The organism is Paraburkholderia sp. SECH2, assembly GCF_030464795.1.
Classification (GTDB): domain Bacteria; phylum Pseudomonadota; class Gammaproteobacteria; order Burkholderiales; family Burkholderiaceae; genus Paraburkholderia; species Paraburkholderia aspalathi.
The window spans coordinates 756,207-778,027 of the sequence record NZ_JALPRH010000001.1 but is presented as its reverse complement, the minus strand read 5'-3'; the positions used below and the strand labels follow the sequence as shown (position 1 = coordinate 778,027).

At 59.7% G+C, this 21,821-nt stretch carries 20 protein-coding genes; 6 read left to right on the top strand and 14 right to left on the bottom strand.

Translation table 11 applies throughout. The features are described 5' to 3' along the window. Window positions 1–22: 22 nt before the first annotated feature. Window positions 23–508: a GNAT family N-acetyltransferase gene (locus M0D66_RS03540; protein ID WP_093634191.1), complete on the bottom strand. Its 486-nt coding sequence runs from the start codon at window positions 506–508 to the stop codon at window positions 23–25. A 348-nt stretch (window positions 509–856) separates the two neighbouring features. Here M0D66_RS03540 and thrS point away from each other — a divergent pair, with 348 nt between their 5' ends. Continuing rightward, complete coding sequence (thrS, locus tag M0D66_RS03535; RefSeq protein ID WP_301772696.1) at window positions 857–2,062, top strand: threonine--tRNA ligase; 1,206 nt, start codon at window positions 857–859, stop codon at window positions 2,060–2,062. Between the two features lie 130 nt (window positions 2,063–2,192). On the opposite strand, the gene M0D66_RS03530 is transcribed toward thrS, so the two are convergent. The 8 genes from M0D66_RS03530 to M0D66_RS03495 all read right to left on the bottom strand — a co-directional run bounded on the left by M0D66_RS03530 (window position 2,193) and on the right by M0D66_RS03495 (window position 11,098). Continuing rightward, a complete protein-coding gene (locus M0D66_RS03530; protein ID WP_266209022.1) occupies window positions 2,193–2,924 on the bottom strand; it encodes an aspartate/glutamate racemase family protein in 732 nt (243 codons plus the stop codon). A 39-nt stretch (window positions 2,925–2,963) separates the two neighbouring features. Next, window positions 2,964–4,349: an amidohydrolase family protein gene (locus tag M0D66_RS03525; RefSeq protein ID WP_266209021.1), complete on the bottom strand. Its 1,386-nt coding sequence runs from the start codon at window positions 4,347–4,349 to the stop codon at window positions 2,964–2,966. A gap of 95 nt (window positions 4,350–4,444) precedes the next feature. After that, entirely contained in the window at window positions 4,445–5,794 is a 1,350-nt protein-coding gene (locus M0D66_RS03520) for a nucleobase:cation symporter-2 family protein (protein WP_266209020.1), read from the bottom strand. 151 nt (window positions 5,795–5,945) lie between these two features. Then, window positions 5,946–7,046: a GTP-binding protein gene (locus M0D66_RS03515; RefSeq protein ID WP_093634186.1), complete on the bottom strand. Its 1,101-nt coding sequence runs from the start codon at window positions 7,044–7,046 to the stop codon at window positions 5,946–5,948. 50 nt (window positions 7,047–7,096) lie between these two features. Beyond that, on the bottom strand, window positions 7,097–7,711 hold the full coding sequence (locus M0D66_RS03510) for a UbiX family flavin prenyltransferase (RefSeq protein ID WP_093634185.1): 615 nt from the start codon (window positions 7,709–7,711) through the stop codon (window positions 7,097–7,099). After that, on the bottom strand, window positions 7,708–9,105 hold the full coding sequence (locus M0D66_RS03505) for a UbiD family decarboxylase (protein WP_266209019.1): 1,398 nt from the start codon (window positions 9,103–9,105) through the stop codon (window positions 7,708–7,710). The genes M0D66_RS03510 and M0D66_RS03505 overlap by 4 nt, the downstream gene beginning before the upstream one ends. Window positions 9,106–9,206: 101 nt before the next feature. After that, complete coding sequence (locus M0D66_RS03500; RefSeq protein ID WP_074289307.1) at window positions 9,207–10,133, bottom strand: amidohydrolase family protein; 927 nt, start codon at window positions 10,131–10,133, stop codon at window positions 9,207–9,209. Next, on the bottom strand, window positions 10,133–11,098 hold the full coding sequence (locus M0D66_RS03495) for an amidohydrolase family protein (RefSeq protein WP_266209012.1): 966 nt from the start codon (window positions 11,096–11,098) through the stop codon (window positions 10,133–10,135). Before M0D66_RS03495 ends, M0D66_RS03500 begins: the two co-directional genes overlap by 1 nt. A gap of 242 nt (window positions 11,099–11,340) precedes the next feature. Here M0D66_RS03495 and M0D66_RS03490 point away from each other — a divergent pair, with 242 nt between their 5' ends. Then, window positions 11,341–12,228, top strand: coding sequence for a LysR substrate-binding domain-containing protein (locus M0D66_RS03490; protein ID WP_211699969.1), 888 nt, complete (start codon window positions 11,341–11,343; stop codon window positions 12,226–12,228). Here the strand turns inward: M0D66_RS03490 and M0D66_RS03485 are convergent. Then, on the bottom strand, window positions 12,215–13,111 hold the full coding sequence (locus tag M0D66_RS03485; RefSeq protein ID WP_266209011.1) for a LysR substrate-binding domain-containing protein: 897 nt from the start codon (window positions 13,109–13,111) through the stop codon (window positions 12,215–12,217). The genes M0D66_RS03490 and M0D66_RS03485 overlap by 14 nt on opposite strands. A 136-nt stretch (window positions 13,112–13,247) precedes the next feature. Between M0D66_RS03485 and M0D66_RS03480 the strand changes: the two genes are divergently transcribed. Beyond that, a complete protein-coding gene (locus tag M0D66_RS03480; RefSeq protein ID WP_266209009.1) occupies window positions 13,248–13,775 on the top strand; it encodes a (2Fe-2S)-binding protein in 528 nt (175 codons plus the stop codon). After that, complete coding sequence (locus M0D66_RS03475; protein WP_266209008.1) at window positions 13,776–16,010, top strand: xanthine dehydrogenase family protein molybdopterin-binding subunit; 2,235 nt, start codon at window positions 13,776–13,778, stop codon at window positions 16,008–16,010. On the opposite strand, the gene M0D66_RS03470 is transcribed toward M0D66_RS03475, so the two are convergent. From M0D66_RS03470 to M0D66_RS03455, 4 genes are all read right to left on the bottom strand, one after another. Beyond that, a complete protein-coding gene (locus tag M0D66_RS03470; RefSeq protein WP_266209007.1) occupies window positions 16,007–16,276 on the bottom strand; it encodes a hypothetical protein in 270 nt (89 codons plus the stop codon). The genes M0D66_RS03475 and M0D66_RS03470 overlap by 4 nt on opposite strands. An 82-nt stretch (window positions 16,277–16,358) precedes the next feature. Beyond that, complete coding sequence (locus tag M0D66_RS03465; RefSeq protein ID WP_200618648.1) at window positions 16,359–16,607, bottom strand: hypothetical protein; 249 nt, start codon at window positions 16,605–16,607, stop codon at window positions 16,359–16,361. A gap of 219 nt (window positions 16,608–16,826) precedes the next feature. Then, window positions 16,827–17,576 (bottom strand): response regulator transcription factor, encoded by a 750-nt coding sequence (locus tag M0D66_RS03460; RefSeq protein ID WP_211707632.1) that lies wholly within the window; start codon window positions 17,574–17,576, stop codon window positions 16,827–16,829. Window positions 17,577–17,783: 207 nt separating this feature from the next. Then, window positions 17,784–19,646: a hybrid sensor histidine kinase/response regulator gene (locus M0D66_RS03455; protein ID WP_266209006.1), complete on the bottom strand. Its 1,863-nt coding sequence runs from the start codon at window positions 19,644–19,646 to the stop codon at window positions 17,784–17,786. A gap of 331 nt (window positions 19,647–19,977) precedes the next feature. On the opposite strand from M0D66_RS03455, the gene M0D66_RS03450 reads away from it, so the two are divergent. Then, window positions 19,978–20,418, top strand: a complete 441-nt coding sequence (locus M0D66_RS03450) for a hypothetical protein (RefSeq protein WP_093634175.1) — start codon at window positions 19,978–19,980, stop codon at window positions 20,416–20,418. A gap of 352 nt (window positions 20,419–20,770) precedes the next feature. Further along, the gene (locus M0D66_RS03445) at window positions 20,771–21,463 is read left to right on the top strand and encodes a phosphatase PAP2 family protein (protein ID WP_266209145.1); all 693 of its coding nucleotides are present in this window, start codon (window positions 20,771–20,773) and stop codon (window positions 21,461–21,463) included. Window positions 21,464–21,821 lie beyond the last annotated feature (358 nt).

Sequence of the window (21,821 nt, the reverse complement as noted above, 5' to 3'; positions counted from 1 at the left end):
TCTGTCCGGGGGCAAGCGTGTCTCACGAATTGCCATCGGCGAACGCCGTAAGGGCCTCGCCCGCCAGCCGATAGCGAACCCATTCGCTTTGCGCGCTCGCGCCGATCGATTCATAGAAGCCGATCGCGGGTTCGTTCCAGTCGAGCACACTCCATTCGAAGCGCCCACAGCCCGTTTCGCAGGCAATTTGCGCAAGATGGCGAAGCATTTGTTTGCCCGCGCCACTGCCACGCGATGTCGGCGATATGTACAGGTCTTCCAGATAGAGCCCCTGTTTGCCGAGCCACGTCGAATAGGAGAAGAAGTAAACGCAAAAACCGATCGGCTGGCCGTTCATTTCGCAGATCAAAGCCTTCGCGGTGGACGTAGCGGAGAACAGGCTCGTTTCGATGTCTTCGACGGTCGCGACAACTTCGTGCTCCGCTTTCTCATACACCGCGAGTTCGGTGATGAAGCGGAGAATCAGAGCGGCGTCGGCTGCGTGGGCGGGGCGGATGTGGATGGTCAAGGTGAGGTGCTCGGTTTGTTGGAAGGTCGATCGAAGTTTAGCGAAGATGCGGCGGCTCCGGATCAAACATCCATCGTATCGCTTATCCAGATTGCGATTGACGCATCGCCACAAAATCGTTTACTGTCGATCCATGGACTTCCACTCGATTCCCTTCGCTGCCGTCACCACCACGACGACCACCTTCACAGGCGGGTCGTCTGGAGGTTGCGCACGCTAGAAGTAAGAAAGCTGTGGCAGACCACCAAAGGCCCCGCCGGAAACGGACGGGGCCTTTGGCGTTTCTGGACCTCCGTTTGCGGCATCGATCCTCAGTCTCTGCAAGATCAAATCAAACGGAGTGTCATCGTGAACGATATCGACCATCGTGTACTGGGCAACAAACTCGACCTTTTTCATCAGCAGGAAGAAGGCGCCGGCATGGTTTTCTGGCACCCACGCGGCTGGGAGCTGTACCGCGTGCTGGAAGACTACGTTCGCGCCCACATGCGGCGTGCGGGCTTTCGCGAGATTCGCACGCCGCAACTGCTGGCGCGCTCGTTGTGGGAGAAAAGCGGCCATTGGGAGAAGTTCGGCGCGGCGATGTATTCGCTGGCAGACGCGGAAGAAGGGCGCGCGCTGTGTTTGAAGCCGATGAGTTGTCCGTGTCACGTACAGATATTTAACCAGCGTGTGCGGTCGTATCGCGAGCTGCCGGTTCGTTATAGCGAGTTCGGCGCGTGTCATCGTGACGAACCGTCAGGATCGCTTGAAGGGCTGAAGCGTACGCGTGCGTTCGTGCAGGACGATGCGCATGTGTTCTGCACGGAGGCGCATATCGAAGCCGAAGTGGGTCGCTTCTGTTCTCTGTTGCGTGTTGTCTATGCGGATCTTGGTTTCCCGGACTTCAAAGTGGCGCTCGCTACACGGCCTGCGATGCGCGCGGGCAACGATCAAACGTGGGATCGCGCGGAGGAGGCGCTGGCCAATGCCGCGCGTGCAGCAGGCCTTGAATTCGACATACTCGAAGGAGAGGGCGCTTTTTACGGGCCGAAACTGGAGTTTCATCTAACGGACAGTCGTGAACGTAGCTGGCAATGCGGCACGATCCAGCTCGATTTCGTACTGCCCGATCGGCTTGACGCCGAGTTCGTCAACGAGCGCAACGAACGTGGGCGGCCGGTGATGATTCATCATGCGGTGCTCGGTAGCATGGAGCGCTTCATCGCGATGCTGCTCGAGCATCACGAAGGGTGGTTGCCGATGTGGCTCGCGCCAGAACAGGTCGTGGTCGCGACGATCAGCGACGCGAACGCGGCCTACGCGCAAGAAGTGATGCAAGCGCTTGACGACGCCGGCATCAGAGCACTGCTCGATGGCCGACCGGAGCGATTGGAGAAGAAGATCGTCGATGCAAGAGAAAAGCAGGTGCCGATTTTCGTCGCAGTCGGTTCGCGCGATGAGCGCGATCGGACGATCAGCATTCGCATGCGCGACGGGCAGCAGTCGACGCTTGCGCTCGCCGAGGGCGTCGAGCATTTGCGACTGTGTGCGTTGCCGCCTTGCACGCAATGAAGCAATGACAGCATCACCGGCTTAAAGGCGCACGGACCTGTGCCTTTAAGCTATCGTTCTTGCTCAACCGTTCAATGTCATTGCAAACCGGACTCATCCAGTCTGCTTACTACACCCCCTGCGGCCGCGCTCAATCCACCTCCTCAAACAATCTGCCCCAACTCCCAAGCGGCCTGGTGTCCACGCCCAACATCCTTAAAGCCTTCCAAACGACGGTGGCCACCGTGTCATACACGGGAATATCCGTCGCCATCTCAAACGCCCGCACCAGATGCGCCGCGTGCAGATTCGTGCAGAACGTTGTCACCGCATCCGGCCTTGCAAACGCGGCCTCACGCATCATGATCGCCAGTTGCGTATCCGGCACCTCGGCAAAACTGAAATTGTCCTGCAAGCCGAGGTGTCGTTCAGAAACGCATTCGATGCCGAGCTTCTCGTAGTTGCGCACGATCCGCTGCTGAACCTCGTCGATATACGGCGACACCAAACCGAACCGTCGCACGCCTGTCTTGGCGAAAATCTCGTTGAGCGCCAGTACCGAGGTCGTTGCGGGAATGCCGGTCGCCTCGGTGATCTGGCGGCACAACGCCTGGTCGCGCTCAAAGCCGAGCCAACCGGCCGACGTGCCGCTCCAGCCGATCACGTCGACACGTGCATCGGCCAACTGACACGCCGCTGCGAGAATCCGGCTCGCGTCGAACTGGCCGAGTGCCTGCTCCGACAACGCGATCTCCGTGACCGTGAAGCGCGCAAAGTGTGCGCTGACGTGCGGCAGTTCGCTGAGCATGGCAGCAGTAATCGGCTCCAACGCCGTGTTCGACGACGGCGTGAGGATGCCGAGCCGGATTCTCCCGTGTTGCATCGTGGTGTGCCCCTTGGGTGCTTGAGTGCTTCGATGGGGTTAGTCGGCGAGCAACAGCTTCACGCCCTCAGCGGCTTCATAGCGAAGCTGATCGAGATCGAGGCCCGGAATCACACCGTTGTCCACCACGACCCGACCATTCACTACGTTGTAGCGAACCCGAGCCGGCTCACCCGCCGTCACCGGCGCCACTGCCACGTCATGGAAGCCGTTGAAGCGCAGATCGCTGACGTCATAAAGCACGAAATCCGCTGCCTTGCCGACTTCGAGCGTGCCGACCGCATCGAGGCCGAGCACACCTGCGCCGCCCGCGCTGCCCCAATGAATCGTCTCTTCGACGGTGGTAGCCGACGCGCCTTGCGCCGCCCGATGCACCAACCACGCGAAGTGCGCTTCGTTGGTCATGCTGCCGGACTCGTTCGAGGCGACGCCGTCTACGGCCAGCGACATCGGCACGCCCGCCGCCGCCATCTGCGGTGCCGGCGCAATGCCGCTGCCCAAACGTGCATTGCTGACCGGACAGTGCGAGCAGCCGCTGCCGGTTTCCGCAAGCATCGTGATCTCGCTCGGCTGTAAATGCACGAGGTGAGCGAACCAGACGTCCGGCCCGAGCCACTCGTGATCGGCGACGAACTCGACCGGCAGTTTGTTGAAGCGCTCTTTGCAGAAATCGACGTAACGGGTCGTTTCGGAAAGATGCGTGTGCAGCCTCAGACCCATGCGCCGCGCCGCGCGAGCGACTTCAGGCAGCAGTTCTGGCGGCAGTGAAAATGTCGGCGTGGTCGGTGCAACCACCACGCGACGCATGGAAGCCGCTCCCGAATCGTGATAGCGCGACTTCAAGCGCTCCACATCGGCAAGCATCTGATCGAGCGTCTCGGGTTTCAACGCCACTTTGGAAAAACCCGGATGGTCCCCCGCCGCCTGCAATGCGCCGCCACGGCACAGCACAAAGCGCATGCCGAACGACGCTGCTTCGTCGAATAGCAGATCGCCGGTTTCAGTGGTGCCGTCCGCGTGATAGAGGTAGTGATGATCGGCACAGGTCGTCACGCCGGACAACAGCAGTTCGGCAAGACCCAGACGTGCAGCGACACGCGCCAAGTCCGGTGTAAAGCGTGCGAGACGCGGATACGGCACGGCGGCCAGCCACTCCTGCAAATCGGCGTTGATGCCGGACGGCACCGCCTTCAGCAGGTTCTGGAACAGATGATGGTGCGTGTTCACCCAGCCCGGATAAACGACGCATGAACGCGCGTCGATCACCCGCTCGTCAGCACGCGGTTCGAGGTTGGGCGCGATGGCTTCTATACGGCCGTTGCGAATGCGCAGATCGACTTGGCCCAGGCGGGCGTTATCGCCGCTTCGGCCGCTCATCACCGCGACAGGGTTCTTGATCAGCAACGCTTCAGTTTGCATGCTCACGATTCAATGTCCTTTCGGATACTTCGAAGCGGCCGCCGGTCCATGGAGATACAACGGCCGCGCCCGTCCTGCTGCCTCGGTCGCTAATTCGCGTACTAGGATTCGCGCACCAGGTTGCTGTGCGCCTCGACGATTTTTTCTTCTTCGTGCGCGCCGTTCAACACCGCGTTCAGCACGACCGACACCAGGCACGCGAGCACCACACCGCTATGCAGGAAGGGCTGCGTCCAGTCGGGCATGTGTTTGAAGACTTGTGGCGCCATCACCGGAATCAGCGCAGTGGCGATCGTAAAGCCGACGATCAGCACGTTGTAGCGATTGCGCTCGAAGTCGACCTTCGCCAGGGTCTGCACGCCGGCTGCGACCACCACGCCGAACATTGCGATGCCTGCACCACCCAGCGCCGCGGCAGGTGTTGATGCGACTACCGCGCCGATCTTCGGCACCAGCGCCACGACGCACATCAGCACGCCGCTGATCGCAACCACCCAGCGGCTGCGCACGCCGGTCAGGATCACGAGGCCGACGTTTTCCATGAAGGCGATGAAGGGGAACGCCGCGAACATGCCGGCGATCGCGCTGGCGAGACCATTCGCACGCATGCCGCGCACCACGTCTTCCTCGCTCACGTCTTTGCCGACGATGTCACCGATGGCGACGAACAGCCCCATCGATTCGACCATCTGCACCACCATCACGACGATCATCGTCAGCACCGGCACCAGCGAGAACACGGGCGTGCCGAAGTGGAACGGCATCGGCAGCGTGAACCACGGCGCGGCGCTCACGCTGGTGAAATTGCCCATGCCGAGCGAGCACGCCAGAATGCCGCCTGCGATCAATCCGATCAGCACCGAGAGATTGCGCAGGAACGGGCCAGCAAAGCGGTTGATCGCGAGAATCACCAGCGCGACGAACAGCGTGACGCTCAGGAAGGGCAGTGCACCGAACTGCTGCTGCGCGGCCTCACCACCACCGGCCCATTGGTACGCAACGGGAAACAGCTGCAAACCAATTACCGTGACGATGCAGCCGGTCACCACAGGTGGGAAGAATCTTCGTAAGCGTCCGACCAAGGGCGCGGCAAACATCGTGAAGAGACCCGCGCCAATCACCGCGCCACACACGCCTGCGAAACCGACGCCCGGACTCAAACCAATCGCAATGACCGGCCCGACGCTGCTGAACGCGACGCCTTGCAGAATCGGCAGCCGCACGCCGAACTTCCAGACGCCGACGGTCTGCAGGATCGTCGAGATGCCTGAGCAAAACAGAGCGGTGCTGATGAGCACGGTCGTGTCGGCCGGCGACATCTTCAGTGCCGACGCGACGATCAACGGGACTGCGATCGCGCCGATATAAGCCACGAGCATGTGCTGCAAACCGAGCGTGATCATCTGGCGCTTCGGCAGAATCCGATCGACGGGATGTATGGCGGTGTTCATGACGTGTCTCCTTTGTCACGCAAAGCTGCCGGCCGGAGTGGGTGCCTTGGCGTTTACTCCAGTCTCAGCACAGCGATTTTCGGTTTCTGGCCGGAACGCACCACACGGCTTTGCCGTGCAGCATCACTTCGCGCGCCGGCCAAGTCTCCCGTCAGGCCGCAATTGGCACGGCAAGACAGGCATGGAAGCGGTCGGTCAGCGCGGCGCGATCGAGATCGCGTCCGATGAATACAATGCGGCACGAGCGTGGTTCACTGCCCCACACCTGCGCCGCGCGAAGTTCGATCACGTTGTGCACGCCTTGCAGCACATAGCGGTGCGATTGGCCCTGCAAAGCGAGAATGCCTTTCATACGGAACAGGTTGGTGGCGTCGGACTGGCGCAGTTCGTTGAGCCAGACTTGCAGCGCGTCGAGATCGATGTCTGCATCGACTTCGATGCCCACCGAGGACACGCTTTCGTCGTGCTGGTGGTCGGCGTGGTCGTCGTCATGATGGGCATGCTCATGATCGTGATGGGCTTCGTGCGCGTCGTGGTGATCCTCGTGTTCGTGCGCTTCTTCATGCAAGCCATCCGTCTCGACGAGAATCTGCGAAAACTCGTTCGCACCGACGCCGAGAATCTTGTCGAGATCAATCTGGGCGTAGCTCGATTCGACGATCTCTGCTGTGGCGTTCAACCCGCGAATACGCTGCGTCAGTGAAGCGATATCTTCAGCAGTCACCAGATCGACCTTGTTGATCACGATACGGTCCGCGCAGACGATCTGATCGACCGCCTGGTTGTCACTGCCGTCGAGCACCAGGTCGTCCAGGTGTGCGGCGATATGCTTCGCATCCACCATCGTGACGACCGCATCCAGCGTCACCTGCTTCGCGATCGGGTCATCAAGGAAGAAAGTCTGTGCGACCGGATACGGATCAGCGAGCCCACTCGTTTCGACGATGATGTGATCGAGCCGGTCAGGCCTTTCCACCAACATCCGTACGATCCGCACGAGGTCTTCACGCACCGCGCCGACGCAGCACACGCAACCGTTCGTCATCTCGTAGATCTCTTCGGTCGATTCGAGCACGAGACCACCGTCGATACCGATTTCGCCGAACTCGTTTTCGATCACCGCGATCTTGCGGCCGTGCTTCTCGCGCAGGATATAGTTGAGCAGCGTCGTTTTGCCGGCGCCGAGAAAGCCGGTCAGCACGGTGACGGGAATTTTCTCGATTTCATTGTGAGTGGTGTGAATGTGATTCATGGCTCGTCTCCGTTTCTTCGTTCGTGCTGCGGTTGGTGCGGTTCGGCTGGTCAGGCGACATGGGGTACTTGTGTCGCTTCTTGTAATGCGGTTTCTGCCTTGCCATCTCGCCAGCGTTTGACTGTGCCAGCTTCGAGACCGAACAGATCGAGCACGCGGCCTAGGGTGTGGTCGATCATCTGATCGAGTGAAGCAGGGCGCGAGTAGAACGCCGGTACCGGTGGTGCGACGATGGCGCCCATTTCGGTGACGGCGATCATGTTGCGCAGATGCGCCAGCGTGTAGGGGGTTTCACGCGCCAACAACACCAGGGGGCGGCGCTCTTTCAACGTGACGTCGGCGGCGCGCGAGATCAGGCTCGACGACATGCCGCTGGCAATTTCGGCAAGCGTCTTCATCGAACAGGGGGCGACGATCATGCCTAGCGAGCGGAACGAGCCGCTGGAAATGGCCGCGGCCATGTCGTCGCAACGGTAAGTGAAGCTGGCGAGGGCGCTGACTTCGGCGAACTTGTAGTCGGTTTCATGCGTCATCGTCAGCAGCGCGCTGCGCGAGACGGTCAGATGCGTTTCGATACCGAGCTCACGCAGTAATTGCAGTAGGCGCACGCCGTACGTGAAGCCGGACGCGCCGCTGATGCCGACTACGAGTCGCCGCGGGGTCATTGCTGGGCTCCGGCGGCGGCGCGGTTCAGAACCTCAACCGCTTGTTGCGTAGCGCGCTCGCTGATCTTGGCGCGGATGCCGTCGAAGTGAGACCCGCGTGTCGCATCGATACCCATGCGCGACGTGGTGCCCGCCGCGGACGATGACGGATCGAGCGGACTACCCGGCAAGCCATCGACGATGAAGACGTCCTGATGCGGTTGGAAATGCGTGGCGATGGCCCACAACACTTGCGAATCGTTGGTGATGTCGATATCGCTATCCACCGCCACCACGTTCTTCAGATACGGGTCCCAGCCGAGCAGCGCGAGCATGATCTGGCGCGCTTCGCCGTCGCGTGTCTGATTCAACGCGACGTAGCAATGAAAGTGCGTGCCGGAGTTCGGATAATGCAGCGCGGTGACGGAAGGAAAGCGCGCCTTCAGCTTCTCGCTCATTTCCGCTTCGCGTGGCAAGCGAGCCAGCGTCAGATGCTCGGCATACGGGCCGCCGACGACATCGACAAGCCATGCATCGTTACGCCGCATCATGGTGTCGACGCGCAGCACATTGTTGGTCGAGCGATCCGATGAATAGCCGGTGAATTCGCCGAACGGGCCTTCTTCAGCGTGGGCGTCCGGATCGATCGTGCCTTCAAGGACAAACTCAGCGGAAGCGGGAACGCCGATTCCGTATCGCGGCGTGCGTACCAATTCCAGCGGCGCGCCGAACAGTCCCCCTGCAATTGCGCGTTCATCAGTACCGAAAGGCACGCGTGCCGCAGCGGCCAGCATGAACAACGGATGCGCACCGATCACCATCGCGACTTTCAACGTGTCGCCGCGCGCTTGCGCGGTTTGCAGCATGCGCCAGAGGTGACCGCGTGAATGCAGGCTGGTGGCGAGCGCATTGCGCGCATGCCGCATCGAACGGTGATAGCTGAGATTCGCGACGCCCGTCACCGGATCTTCGGCAACGATCACCGCGTTGGTGATGTACGGACCGCGATCGGTATCGAAGTGGCGGATCATCGGCAGTTGCGCGAGATCGACAGCATCGCCTTCGATAACCTGATCGAGAACCGGACCGGTGGGAACGAAGACCGGCGCGATAGGGGTATTCGCACGCTGTTGGTAAGCGTCGAACAAACCCGAGGCATCGACGTCGAACAAACGCCCAATGCGTGTACGTGAAGCAAAGAAATTGGTAACCAGCGGTGTCGCAATGCCGTCGACCTTTTCGCAGATCAACATGTCATGCCGTCCGCGTGCGGCCAGTTCAGCCACGATAGCAGTGACGTCCTGATCCGCAGACACCGGCTGCTTGATGGTCAATACATCGTCGGGAAACTGCTCGCGGTACGCCAGAGCAAAGCGATGAAAATCCTGCGTGGCGCGGAAGAGGTTATCCGCCATAGGGAACTCCGTCGAAAGCGATAACGAAAGCGGACTGTCGGGCGAGGCAGGCGCGGCACCAACCGTTGGCCGCGCCTGTCCATCATCAAGCGCTAAACGCGTTAAGCCGGCTGCGTTACGTCATTCACGTAGGTCGCCTTCAAACGCTTCTCTGCTTCGGCCAGATCCTTCGGCGGCTTGGTCGGTTCGATGCCGACCAGACGGGCGATGTTGTTGCCCATATAGTCTTCGAGACCGTCTTCATCCAGATCCATGCCCTGCGGCGCGGGACCGCATAGCATTTCGAGTTCGCGCAGCCACATGCCCGGTTCGTTTGGTGGCGAATCAGTACCGAACACGATCTTGTTGCGCGGCAGCTCACGAGCGAATTCGACGATGCGCGATTGATAGCACCAACCCGATTCGCAATACACGTTTGGCGTATCCATCGCCATCCAGAACGATTCGAACGAGTAGTTGCCGCCTGTTTGAATCCCGAAGTGACCGATGATGAAATTCACCATCGGGAATTCGCGGATGATCGGATAGAACTGCGTCGGGATCGTGTACGGTCCGTCGCCGGTGTGAATCAGCACCACCACGCCGAGCTCCGCGCACTTCTTCATCGCCGGACGCAACCAGTCGAGCGCGCGATCCGGGCGATAGCCGTGCATGTTCGCGTGCAGCTTGAGCATCTTGAAACCGTACTCTTTCACGTGGAATTCGAGTTCGGCGGCGCCGTTCTCCGGACCCCAACGCGGGTTGTACGTGAAGTTGCCGATAAAGCGATCCGGGTACTTCTGCGTCAGCTCGGCGATATACGCCATGTAGTCGCGAATGCCTTCACGGCCGCGGCGATTGCCGTCGCGATAGCCTGTGTTGCCAGGCGGCGGCTGGATGAAGCCCATGTCGATACGGCGCGGCTTGCCGTTGATGATGTACGGACCGTCCATCATCTTCAGCAGGCGTTCGCCGGTGAACGGCTCGCCGGTATGGCGCCACGCTTCGTCGACGAGGTTGGTCGGGTGCAGATGGGTATCGATGATCATCAGCGGGCTCCAGCGTAGGCTGCTTGCGATGCCTGAGCGGCGTGCTTCTGCGACGCGCCGGCATGCTGTTTCAGATAGGCTTGCGCTTCCTCGATGCTTCTCGGCGGCGCGCTCGGCTCGATGCCGATCATGCGGGCGAGGTTGTTGCCGAGGTAATCCTCGAGCGTGTCTTCGTCGAGATTCAGGCCTTGCGGCGGCTCGTGGCACAACACTTCGAGCAAGCGCAGCCACATGCCGGGTTCATTCGGCGGCGTGTCCGAGCCGTAGAGAATCTTGTGCGTCGGCAGCACCTTCGCGAATTCGACGATCCGCGATTGCAGGCACCAGCTCGATTCGCAGTAGACGTTCGGCGTATCGAGCGCCATTTGATACGGCTCGAAGCAATACACGCCCCCCGTCTGCACGCCAAAGTGCGCCATGATGAAATTTACCGACGGGAATTCGCGGATCAGCGGATACCACTCGCTCGGAATGCTGTAAGGCCCATCGCCGGTGTGCAGCTTCACGAGCAGGCCGAGATCCGCGCATTTACGCAATGCAGGACGGAGCCAGTCGAGCGCGCGATCGGGACGGTACGCATGCATATTGGCCTGCAACTGCACCATCTTGAAGCCGTGTTCCTTCGCATAGAACTCGATCGCTTCGGCACCGTTCTCAGGACCGCAACGCGGGTTGTACACGAAGCAACCGATCAGACGATCCGGGTACTTCTGCGTCATTTCGACGGTGTACGCCATGTAATCGTCGATCGATTCGCGGCCCGAACGATTGCCGTCGGTCCACGTATAAATGGTGTTGCCTTGCGGCGGTTGAATGAAGGCCTTGTCGATGCGGCGCGGCTTGCCGTTGATGAGGTACGGGCCGTCCATCGTTGCGATCAGACGCTCACCGGTAAATGGCTCGCCGTCGTGGCGCCAGGCGAGGTCGACCAGATTGGTCGGGTAACAGCTGGTGTCGATGATCATGTACTCGATCTCCTTGAGAGGAACTGGTGTATCCAGTTGCCGGATCGCGGGCAGGCGCATCGATGGAACGGAGCCCAGACAGGCTTGCCCATGCGGCCCTTTGCAAGGCGCCATTTTTGTGCGCCTTCCCCTCGCCGGCATCGAGTGTCACACTGATGTGCACTGCTGCTTGCGATGCAGTCTCACAAGATAAAAACGCTCTGTACAATATTTTTTAACCACGATCTTGATACGTTCTCGATATGGACATCCGGCTGTTGCGTTACTTCGCGGTACTTGCCGACGAACTGCATTTCGGCCGGGCAGCCGCACGGCTGCACATTTCGCAGCCGCCTTTGAGTCAGCAGATTCGCATCCTTGAAGAGGAGATGGGCACCGCGTTGTTCACGCGTTCGCAACACCGTGTCGAACTCACTGATGCAGGGAAAACACTTAAAGAGCAGGTGCCGCTGATCTTCGCGCAGTTCGAACGCGCGATCGACCTGACGCGTTGCGCGGGGCGTGGCGAAGTGGGAAGTCTCGAGATCGGCATCATTAGCTCGGCGATGGTCGATCCGATTCCGCGCGCGCTGCGGGTATTTGCGGAGAAGCATCCGCAAGTGCAGTGGACGCTGCACGAGATGACACCCGCCGCGCAGATTCTCGCGCTCAAGGAGCGGCGCTTGGATGTGTGCTTCTTCCGGGTATCGCATGAGGACCCGGAGATTCGTAGTGAAGTGGTGATGCGCGAATCGGCGGTGGTGGCGCTGCCGTTAGGGCACACGCTTGCCGCGCGCGATGAGATCGCGTTGCGCGAGTTGGAGGCGGAGCGCTTTGTGTCGTTCGGTTTGCAGCAGTCGCAGCTTGCGCGCTTTCTGCAGGACTGTTGTGTCGAGGCAGGGTTTACACCGCAGATCGATCAGGAGGTGGTCGAGGTGCATACGCTGCTGTGTCTCGTGCGCGAAGGGCTGGGCGTGGCGTTGCTGCCTTCTTCGGCGCGCCAGTTGACGACTGGTGGTGTCGCGTTCGTGCCGCTGGCTGCGCCGCGTCCCGAGGTGTCGCTGCATGCGCGCTATCGTGCTGAGGATCCGTCGCCGGTGTTGTCGTTGTTTCTCGATACGGTGCGCGAAGTGGCTGCTAGCATGGGCTGACCGTTTGCGCGACCAACTCGCGAATAACCTCGGTCAAGGGCGCAACACGGGCCGCTTTCTCGCGCGGCCATACGGCATACAGGTTGTAATGCGTCGGAATTTCTACCTGAGTGAGTTCGACCAGACGTCCCTCGCGTTTTGCATCCGCTGCGAGCAGGCCGCGCGCTAAACCCGCGCCCACGCCTGCGCTGGCCGCTGCAATCAGTCCGGCGGCATTGTCGAACACGGCGACTGCATCCGGTTCGACCTCGGGCATGCCTGCCGCGGAAAGCCATGGAATCCACGAGCGTTTCGTGTAGCCGAGCAAGGGCAATTCGAGCACCTGTTCGGGCGTGAGCGGCAGGCTCAGCCCGCGCGCTTCAAGAAGCGCGGGCGAACCCATGGCAGTCAATCGGTCGCCGCAAATCAGCGCGTTTTCGAAACCTTCCCATTCTCCATACCCATACCGCAACGCAATATCGATGCGCTCGAACGCGCTACGTTCATGCCGCGGCGTGGACAGTACCGTCAACGACGTGCCGGTCAATGCATCGAGTAAAGCGGGCAAGCGCGTGACCAGCCAGCTCTGTGCGAGTTCGGGATCGACGTCGAGCGTGATCGACTGCTTGACCGCGCGCTCTTTCACCGACGACAACGCGCGATCGATCTGTTCGAAGCCATCCGCCAGTTGATTCGCAAACAGCACGCCCGCATCCGTCAGCACCACGCGGCCGCTTTCGCGCACGAACAACGGCTGCCCGACGAACTCTTCGAGCGTACGGATCTGCTGGCTGATCGCGCTATGCGTGAGCGATAGCTGGCGCGCCGCGCTCGAAAAGCTGCCGACGCGTGCCGCTTGCAGAAAGGCCTGCATCGACTGAATGGAAGGGTAGCGTTTCAACATGGGTGTTAGCCGGACTTACCGGTGATGGAAGAAATCGTCGCTGGCGTTGTGCTTAACGGCTTTCAATAATGGCCGCAAGCACGCGGACCCTTTGAATCATGCGCCGCGCTGCACAACACCATTCAGGAGACAGCGCATGATCGAGATCGTGGTCAACGACACGCGGCACTCGCTCGACAATGTACCGGAAGACATGCCCCTGTTGTGGGTGTTGCGCGACCGGCTCAAATTGACCGGGACGAAATTCGGCTGCGGCGGCGGCTTTTGCGGCGCGTGTACGGTGCATCTGGAAGGCGAGGCCGTGCGCTCCTGTTTGTTGCCGATTGCTGCGGTGGCAGGCAAACGCATCACGACGATCGAAGGTCTGTCGAAAGACGGCAGGCATCCGCTGCAACTCGCGTGGGTGGCGGAAGACGTGCCGCAGTGCGGCTACTGTCAGTCGGGTCAGTTGATGCAGGCGGCCTCGTTTCTGAAGAACAAGCCGACGGTCAACGATGAAACCATCGCCACGGCCATGTCCGGCAACGTCTGCCGCTGCGGGACTTATTCACGCATTCGCAAGGCGATTAAACGCGCCGCTTCCGGTGATCCAGCACTCGCGTCGGTCACATGGGGCGAGTCCATCTGCGCTTCCGTGTGCACCTCCGCGAAAGAGGAGGCTTGAATGCGCAACGACAAGCAAGCGCTGAACGGCGCACACGGCGCGGCGCGTCGGCGTTTTATCAAACAGAGTTCGGCATTGTTGGCTTCGGGCCTCGCGATCGGTTTTCAATTGCCCGAGGCTTTCGCCAAAGACGCCAACGTAAGCGGGGACCCTAAACCACAGGCAGGCGAGTTCGAGCCGAACGCATGGGTGCGCGTGCTGCCTGACGACACGATCAAACTGGTGGTCCATAAGCACGACTCAGGCACCGGGACGCGTACGGCGCTGGCGGCGGTTGTCGCCGAGGAACTCGACGTCGATCCGTTTCGCGTGGAAGTGATCACGCCGGAGAATCCGTTTTACGGAGACTACATTCATCCGCTGTGGAAAGTGTTCTCGACAGGTGGCAGTACCAGCGTTTCGCTTGAGTACGATCGCTTGCGGCGCGCAGGTGCAACCGCACGTGCCATGTTGATCGAAGCCGCAGCGAAACAATGGAACGTGGCGCCGTCCGCGTGTTCGACGGAAAACGGCTTTGTTATCGATAAGGCAAGTGGCAAGCGCGCGAACTATGGATCGTTGGCGAGCGTGGCTGCGCAATTGCCCGTACCGAAAGAGGTCGCGTTGAAAGACCTGTCGCAGTTCAAATACATCGGCAAGCTGCAGAAGAAGCGCGGTGCCGATCTCAAAGCGAGAGGGGCGTTCCCGTACAGCATCGATGTGTCGTTGCCAGGGATGCTGGTAGCGGTTGTCACGCGTGCGCCGGTGATCGATGCGCGTGTGCGGAGCGTCGATGCTAAAGCGGCGTTAGCCGTGCCGGGTGTGCGGCAGGTGTTGCAGATTCCTGGCCGCCCCGACCTTCTTGGCGGCAATCAGGCGGGCGTTGCTGTGTTGGCCGATGATTACTGGTCGGCGCATCAAGGCCAGGCGGCGCTGAAGGTCGAGTGGGAAGACAGTCCGCTGGAAACCTTCGACAGCAGTACGCTCGCCGCACGTCAGGCTGCCTGGCTTGACGATCCTGTCGCGCATGTTGTGCCGACGATTCAAACCGGTGACGCGAAGACTGCATGGCCACATGGTGCACGCGTGATCGAGGCGTCGTATTCGATGCCCTATAAGGCGCAAAACGCGCTTGAGCCGATCAATGTCACTGCGTGGGCGAAAGACGGGCGTATTGAATACTGGGGTGGTTTGCAAGTGCCTTCCACAGTGCAGGAAGCCGCCGAGGTGATCGGCGGGATTCCTGCTGAGCGCGTTGTATTGCATGAGCTTGTATCGGGTGGCAGCTTCGGTTCGCGTGAATCGAAGTACTGGTTGTTCGAAGTGACATGGCTTGCGTTGAAAGTCGGCAAACCGGTCAAGCTGATGAACAGTCGCGAAGATGAAATGCGTGCGCTCTTTTATCACTCGGCGAGTTATCACCGTGCGAAAGCCGCATTCGATGCGCATGGCAATCTCACCACGTTGCAATTGCGTGCCGTGATGCCCGCATCGCCGGAACAATGGGAGCCGGGTTATTTCGATCGTCCGGATCGGATGGACTACAGCACCACCGAAGCGATCAGCAAATACGAGTTCGCTTACGATGCGCCGCACGTCGATATTGGTTGGGTACGTCACGAGACCGGTGTGCCGACCGGTTGGTATCGCGCGGTGAGTTATATCCCGAACGTGTTCGCAGTGGAGTCGTTCATGGATGAGGCCGCGCATGCCGCGCGGCGCGATCCGATTGAGTTCCGGCTAGCGTATATGAAGGACCCGCGGCATAAGGCGGTGTTGCGCGAGGCGGCGGAGCGGGCGGGGTGGGGGAAGGCGTTGCCTGTGGGGACGGCATTGGGTGTTGGAACGAATCAGGCGTATAGCAGCTACGTTGCGGTAGTGGCGCGGGTTGTGAGGAAGGGTGATGCGGTGGTGGTTGAGAAGCTGACCTGTGTGGCGGATTGCGGGTTGGCTGTGTCGCCGGGTGGGGTTGAAGAACAACTGTATGGCGGGTTGATGTGGGGGTTAGGTCATGCGACGGCGGATCGGATCGATATTCGGCATGGGCAGGTGGAGCAGAAGAACTTCGATACGTATCGCGTGATGCGGATGAGTGATATGCCGGAGGTCGATATTTTAATTGTGCAGGGGGACATGTCGAAACCCGGAGGCGTTGGCGAGTTGTCGAGTCCTTCGGTGGCTCCGGCAGTGGCGAATGCGGTGTTCAGGTTAACGGGGAAGAGGTTGAGGGATACGCCGTTTGAGATGGCGGGCTAACTACCCTGATAGATATCGCACGACAGCCCCACCACGCACGCTTGACCGTCTCGGGTTTTGCCGTAGCCATTTCGTCCGCCCGGTTGGGCCCCATAGTCCCACGTGCTGTCGCCGCCCATCGGCATTGCCCGCTGCGATGAATTTATCGACTGCTGACTGGATGATTGGCTAACGGCATCTGACGGTTGCGTTTCCTGAGCGTCGGAAGCGCCGGCCGCGGTGAGCAGGAAAAGCACGACGGTTACGGCCGAGGGTTGCACTTTCATTTCTTCACCTTTCGTCATCAACGGGTTGCGTTAGCGACGCCCATTCCGCTAGCTCTTGAAATCGTCTCGCCTCGCGCGCCTGTTAGCTCCCTCCGAAAAAAACGTTGCATTGAGGATCCATCCGGCACGGTCTGACATTTTTTGTACCGCCTTGTACTCGTGTGTCGGGCGTGCCGCCGTATGCTTCCATGCCCGCGCTCGGGTCATTGGCTTGTGTCGCGGCGTTTTCTTGCGGGACGGGCTGAGAGGTTTGCGGCGTGCCTTGCGAATGCGCAGCACCGGCCACAACAAACAGCACGGCAGCGGATACGACTATCAGTGGTGATTTCATGTTGGGTCCTTTATCTGCGTTGAGTTTTCCATATCAGCTCATCACGACGACCAACCGCTCCGGGTGCACTCGACGAATGCACCCACAGCGTTGCTGTCATATTCATTCTTGGTCAGGGGAAGTGCCGTCGCAACGCACATGCGTAGGTGGTGGACAGCAAACGTCGGCGAAAGATGTATGCACTACGATCGTTCGCGACCAGACTTGTCAATCTGATAGTCAGGCGGTTGGGTGCCCGCCATCAGCCGGCAGGCTTCGGTCAAGCGCCGGATCCGTAACCGGCGGGACACCCAGCCTGACCCCTCTATCCGCCAGCATGACGATGAGTTCCGTACGGCGCCGCAGATTGAAATGCGCAAGCAGATGACTGATGTATTTCCGTACCGTAATGTCCTCGAGCCCCATTCTCACGGCAATGGCCTTGGACGGAAGTCCGCGCACCAGCCACGCCAACGTTTCGAACTCTCTCGGTGTGAGCCCCAGCTCGGACGCATTGCTCGTGTCCGATTTAACGCGCGGCTGTTTATCTTCAGGTCCATTTGCCGGAGCTTTGTCAGTGTCCATGTCACGACTGAGACTGGCGATGCTAGAGGCTGGCAGGAACACGCCCCCGGCAAGCACCGCGCTTATCGCCGCACGAAGCGCTTCAGGCGGCGACGATTTGGGCACGTATCCCATGGCGCGGAGCTGGATGCATCGACTGATGGTTTCCACTCGCTCATCGGCCGATATCACGATCACCGGTAACGACGGTCGCGACTCCTTCAATTCGGCAAGCGCATTGCAACCGTTGCCATCGGGCAGGTCGAGATCGAGAAAAACGATGTTCAGGAGCTCGCCAAGCGCATGATTCATCCCCTGCGACAATGTGCTCGCGTGCAGCAACTCGATGTCCGGAAAGAGCTCCGTCAGCAGAAGCGCCAATCCGGCTCTGAACAGTTCATGGTCGTCGACGATCAGTACGCGCATCCCATCGTCTCCTGGAACTGCTTCGAGCCGAGCTGCAATTACACATCGGAAGATGGCTAGACCAGTAGTGATCGTCCGATGTATTCAGGTCAGATAGTACACAGTGGCGGCTGATCTAAATGGCGTCGCCTGAAAAGTGGCGGTTTTCGCCCATCATTAGACGAATCAAGCGTACTCGAAGAACCACCGCGCCCGGGACGCTTTCAATCACTGATCGTTCGCGAGATCGAATTTCATCTTCCGCTGAGCGCTCACGTACCGGCTGATCTCCGCCAGCAGGTCTTTAGGGGCGGAGGACTTGCGCAATAGCACGAACGGTTTGGGGAAGTCGCGAAGGACGTGATCGGACAGCAGTTCGCCGGTGATAAATGCGACGGGAATAACGCCCGCCCATGCGAAATGACGCCTGATCCGACTGGCAACCTCCTTGCCGGTGGCTCCGTCGCGCAGGCGGATATCGGCGACGATGAGATCGGGAATACGGCTGTCATCGGCAAGGATGGCTTCGAATCCAGCCATCGAATCGGCGGCGTACACGAGCGCGCCCGCGCTTGAGAAAAGACGCCTCAGGCCCTCGAGGACAGTAGGCTCATCGTCGCACAGCAGCATGAACGTGCCGGTGAGATCGGGTGTGTAGACGTCGCTATCCTGAGCATGTGCCCCGACGATCGGGGTTGATGCCGAAACCGTCGCGTAAAGGGAAAAGCGTGATCCGCGCCCTTCCACGGAGGCGAAACTCATGCTGTGTCCCGGCAGAATATGGATCGCACGATGCACAATCGAAAGCCCCAGCCCCAACCCTTTCGAACGGTCGCGACCCGGATTGTTGATCTGATAGTACTCGGAGAAAATCGCCTCCCGATGGGCGGGTGCAATACCGATGCCGGTATCCCATACATCGACGCGCAGCCGTTCATTCAGTTGCACCCAGCCAAGCACAACGCCACCCGATGACGTGTTCTTGATCGCGTTCGATACGAGATTTGACACGGACCGCTTGAAGAGCGATCGGTCGGTTTCGATGGACGGCGGGTACCGTCGTCGCCCCGCAATTCTTAGATCGATGCCACGCAATCGCGCCGTCTCCCGGTATTGCTCGAAGACCTCGGTCAACAGGCCGCGGGTATCGACAGGTACGACATGGGGAACATATGAACCCAGCTCGCTGTAGTCCTGAATATCCTTGAACATGTCGAGGATGTCGGACGCGGTCTCCTCGATGACATCGAGCTCGCGATCCACGGCGTAGCCGTCCTTGATCCTCGTCCGGGCGCTTCGGATGAAAAGGTTGATGGCGGCGAGAGGCTGCTGGATGTCGTGATACGCCGATGAAAAGAACCGTTCTTTCTCCTTGACGAGCTCCTGCATGCGTTTGTTTTGCTCGTTGACCGCGCGCGACGCCGCTTCGACGCGCGCCTTGGCCGCACGCAAGGTGCGCCGGTATATGAATTCACGCCTCGCGGCACGTTCGAGCGGGATGCTGACGAGCACACCGACGATATACATCATCGGCACCATCGTGGCGTGCGCAATCACTGACTCCATGCGCGCGTTGACGCTCTGGCCACTGGGTCTGAGATAGAGCATGACCAGGTAACTGACGATGCAAAGCCCGATCAGCCACGCCGCCGTACTCACTCGAAGCCGGAGCGCCATGAATATCATGAAAAGGGCAAACGTCAGGACCGGATAAGCTTCCCGCCAGGCCAGGTTGTCCGGATAGATCTGCACCATTCTCAGGACCGCGAACCAGCAACTGATCGTCCAGGCACTGAGCAGCCCGACGGCCCAACGTTCATCGAGTGCGCGTCGGCTCCACAACAGCACGGACACCGTCATGCCGATTGCCCCGGCGACTCTCAGGAGAATGAGCTCGTTGTGGTGCAGATGGGAGGGATCGAGTACGTCTAACCGCCCGAAATCGTGGATCGAAAACACGACCCACAACGCGGTGAAGATTGTGATGGCGAGCCTGCGCTGTCCGAAGAAGCGCCGCGCATAGTCCATCCGGAACGCGCGTTCCTGAGCCGCCGAGCTGAACCTGCGCACCCTGAGGCCTGACGATCTCATGACGGCGCTCGATCAGGAAATTCGCTGCCCGCGGATAGGGCAGCGTGTAGTTCAAACAGGATAGCAGGGCGTCTTCCAGGGTCATACACACAAATGTAGCGTTCCGGATGTGCCTGCCAGATCAGGAGCGTCTACATCTTTCACGACTCGATTCCGGCCGACTACTCCCTACCTTCGCGGCCGCCTGACGCCAATGGCGCCGAAAGCGTTCCACTAAAAAGCCATCGGATCATTTTGTTACACCTCTTACCGAGGCCCCAACTGGTAGGTTACAAAATGCTTTCGTAGGGCGGTTATACTCGGCGCCGTCCCTAAAACTAAAGACCTTTTTATGTCGAAGAGAATTTTCCAGATTGTGGCCATTGCAGCGCTCACCACTGCAGCGTCGTTACCCGCGGTGGCCGGCGATATGAACAATGCCCTTGGCGGCGCGCTCGGCGGCGTAGCCGGTGCTGCCCTGGGTGGCGCAGTAGGCGGCAGCACCGGTTCCGTCATTGGCGGTGCAATTGGCGGCGGCGCCGGCGGCGCAGTCACGTCAAACCGCAGGGAACGCACGGGCGCCATCATCGGTGGTGCGCTCGGCGGCGGTGCCGGCACAGCGGCAGGCAATGCGATGGGCGGCCGCACGGGCGGCCTCGTCGGCGCGGCTGTGGGCGGCGGCGCGGGTTCAGCGCTTGGCGGCAACATGTCGCGGTCCAATTCGTACTCGGACGACTACGCCCGCGGCTACCGACCGAACAAGCGCCATCACAAACATCGTCACCATGACTGAACGTTGATTAAAAAACGGCGTGGTTCAATCAAAGGCTAAGCCCGAAACGCCGAATACCTTTCGCAGCGCTGCACTGGCGATTCTCATGTGAGCCGGAGCCAGCGCTTGATGAACCACGCCAGCTTCTTCAGTCGCTGTAGCGGCGCAAGAGTCCGACCGCAGCGAAGGACTCCGCGATTCCCTCCATCGCGCTTTGTTTGACGTTCGCCTGCATCACCTGGCGATGGTTGCCATCTTGCGAACTGTGCGGCGCGTCTCGGAGTGCAGCCAGTGAAGGAAAGCACCAATAAATGCAGCGCATTCAGTGGGCTATGCTAGCCTCGATGCGACTAGCCAAGTTTCATAAAAAATGATGAATAGCTTCGATTCGTCTATAGAAATATATCTGTCCAACGTACACTTCGGCCATTTCGCGACCCAATCCATAGAAAGCATCGCCGACCTTTACACCTTCAAAGGCCTCGTACTCATTCCCGTGCTGTGGTGGATGTGGTTTCAGAAGGACGAGCGCCGCGAATGGCGACGAGAAATGGTTCTCGCGACGCTTCTCAGTGGCCTCGTGGCGCTCTTCGTCGGAAGACTGCTGACTCACTGGTTGCCGTTCAGAGTGCGCCCCGTCTATAGCGCCGAACTGCATCTGCAGTTTGCCGGTAGCAATATCAAGGAAGCACTGCTGACAAGTTGGAGTTCGTTCCCTAGCGATCACGCGATGCTATGGATGGCGGTCGCCACCGGCATCTTCCTCGTGTCGCGTGGCATCGGTGTACTGGCGATTCTCTATACCGTGCTGTTCATTTGCGTTCCGCGCGCCTATCTCGGCTTTCACTACCCAACCGATTTGCTGGTGGGCGCCGCTGTGGGAATCGGAATTACTTATGTCATGACGCGACGTGTGATCCGCGTGCGCTACGCGACTCCGGCGCTGCGATGGATAGAACGCTACTCGGGACCTTCAGCGGCGCTGGCCTTTATTCTCTGCCTCGAACTCGTTACGCAGTTCGACGAACTGCGCACGCTGGCGAACATTGCGCTCAAACATCCATGAATCACGCGTCGTTGTGATCGACACGGCCGCTCAGAAAACGGGGTAGTCGCACGAATGTCCATGTGACGGTCCAGATCACGGAGTACATATTCGATGGAGATCCAGAGCCGGCGAACGCCAGAGTTCATTGGAATTGGACAACCGCCTGCAATTTGAATGAAAATAATCGTTGACACCAAAATAGACCGATATATTTCATTTCGTGAAATTGAAGCTTAGCCGCACTGGGCAGAACTCGTCGTGCTGAATGCATTGGATTTACGTGCTCAATGCATTTAATCGCTGTTAATTTTTACCGGGCGACCCTCATTCAGCATAAAAACGCATCGTATTAGTACAAGTACTGATGCTGTAGTCA

What these genes read in the sequence shown, in the direction of transcription:
- M0D66_RS03530 (WP_266209022.1), bottom strand. Translation starts at nt 2,924, where the DNA reads ATGCAACACGGGAGAATCCGGCTCGGCATCCTCACGCCGTCGTCGAAC.
- M0D66_RS03520 (WP_266209020.1), bottom strand. Translation starts at nt 5,794, where the DNA reads ATGAACACCGCCATACATCCCGTCGATCGGATTCTGCCGAAGCGCCAG.
- M0D66_RS03515 (WP_093634186.1), bottom strand. Translation starts at nt 7,046, where the DNA reads ATGAATCACATTCACACCACTCACAATGAAATCGAGAAAATTCCCGTC.
- M0D66_RS03510 (WP_093634185.1), bottom strand. Translation starts at nt 7,711, where the DNA reads ATGACCCCGCGGCGACTCGTAGTCGGCATCAGCGGCGCGTCCGGCTTC.
- M0D66_RS03505 (WP_266209019.1), bottom strand. Translation starts at nt 9,105, where the DNA reads ATGGCGGATAACCTCTTCCGCGCCACGCAGGATTTTCATCGCTTTGCT.
- M0D66_RS03500 (WP_074289307.1), bottom strand. Translation starts at nt 10,133, where the DNA reads ATGATCATCGATACCCATCTGCACCCGACCAACCTCGTCGACGAAGCG.
- M0D66_RS03495 (WP_266209012.1), bottom strand. Translation starts at nt 11,098, where the DNA reads ATGATCATCGACACCAGCTGTTACCCGACCAATCTGGTCGACCTCGCC.
- M0D66_RS03490 (WP_211699969.1), top strand. Translation starts at nt 11,341, where the DNA reads ATGGACATCCGGCTGTTGCGTTACTTCGCGGTACTTGCCGACGAACTG.
- M0D66_RS03485 (WP_266209011.1), bottom strand. Translation starts at nt 13,111, where the DNA reads ATGTTGAAACGCTACCCTTCCATTCAGTCGATGCAGGCCTTTCTGCAA.
- M0D66_RS03480 (WP_266209009.1), top strand. Translation starts at nt 13,248, where the DNA reads ATGATCGAGATCGTGGTCAACGACACGCGGCACTCGCTCGACAATGTA.
- M0D66_RS03475 (WP_266209008.1), top strand. Translation starts at nt 13,776, where the DNA reads ATGCGCAACGACAAGCAAGCGCTGAACGGCGCACACGGCGCGGCGCGT.
- M0D66_RS03470 (WP_266209007.1), bottom strand. Translation starts at nt 16,276, where the DNA reads ATGAAAGTGCAACCCTCGGCCGTAACCGTCGTGCTTTTCCTGCTCACC.
- M0D66_RS03465 (WP_200618648.1), bottom strand. Translation starts at nt 16,607, where the DNA reads ATGAAATCACCACTGATAGTCGTATCCGCTGCCGTGCTGTTTGTTGTG.
- M0D66_RS03460 (WP_211707632.1), bottom strand. Translation starts at nt 17,576, where the DNA reads ATGCGCGTACTGATCGTCGACGACCATGAACTGTTCAGAGCCGGATTG.
- M0D66_RS03455 (WP_266209006.1), bottom strand. Translation starts at nt 19,646, where the DNA reads ATGAGATCGTCAGGCCTCAGGGTGCGCAGGTTCAGCTCGGCGGCTCAG.
- M0D66_RS03450 (WP_093634175.1), top strand. Translation starts at nt 19,978, where the DNA reads ATGTCGAAGAGAATTTTCCAGATTGTGGCCATTGCAGCGCTCACCACT.
- M0D66_RS03445 (WP_266209145.1), top strand. Translation starts at nt 20,771, where the DNA reads ATGAATAGCTTCGATTCGTCTATAGAAATATATCTGTCCAACGTACAC.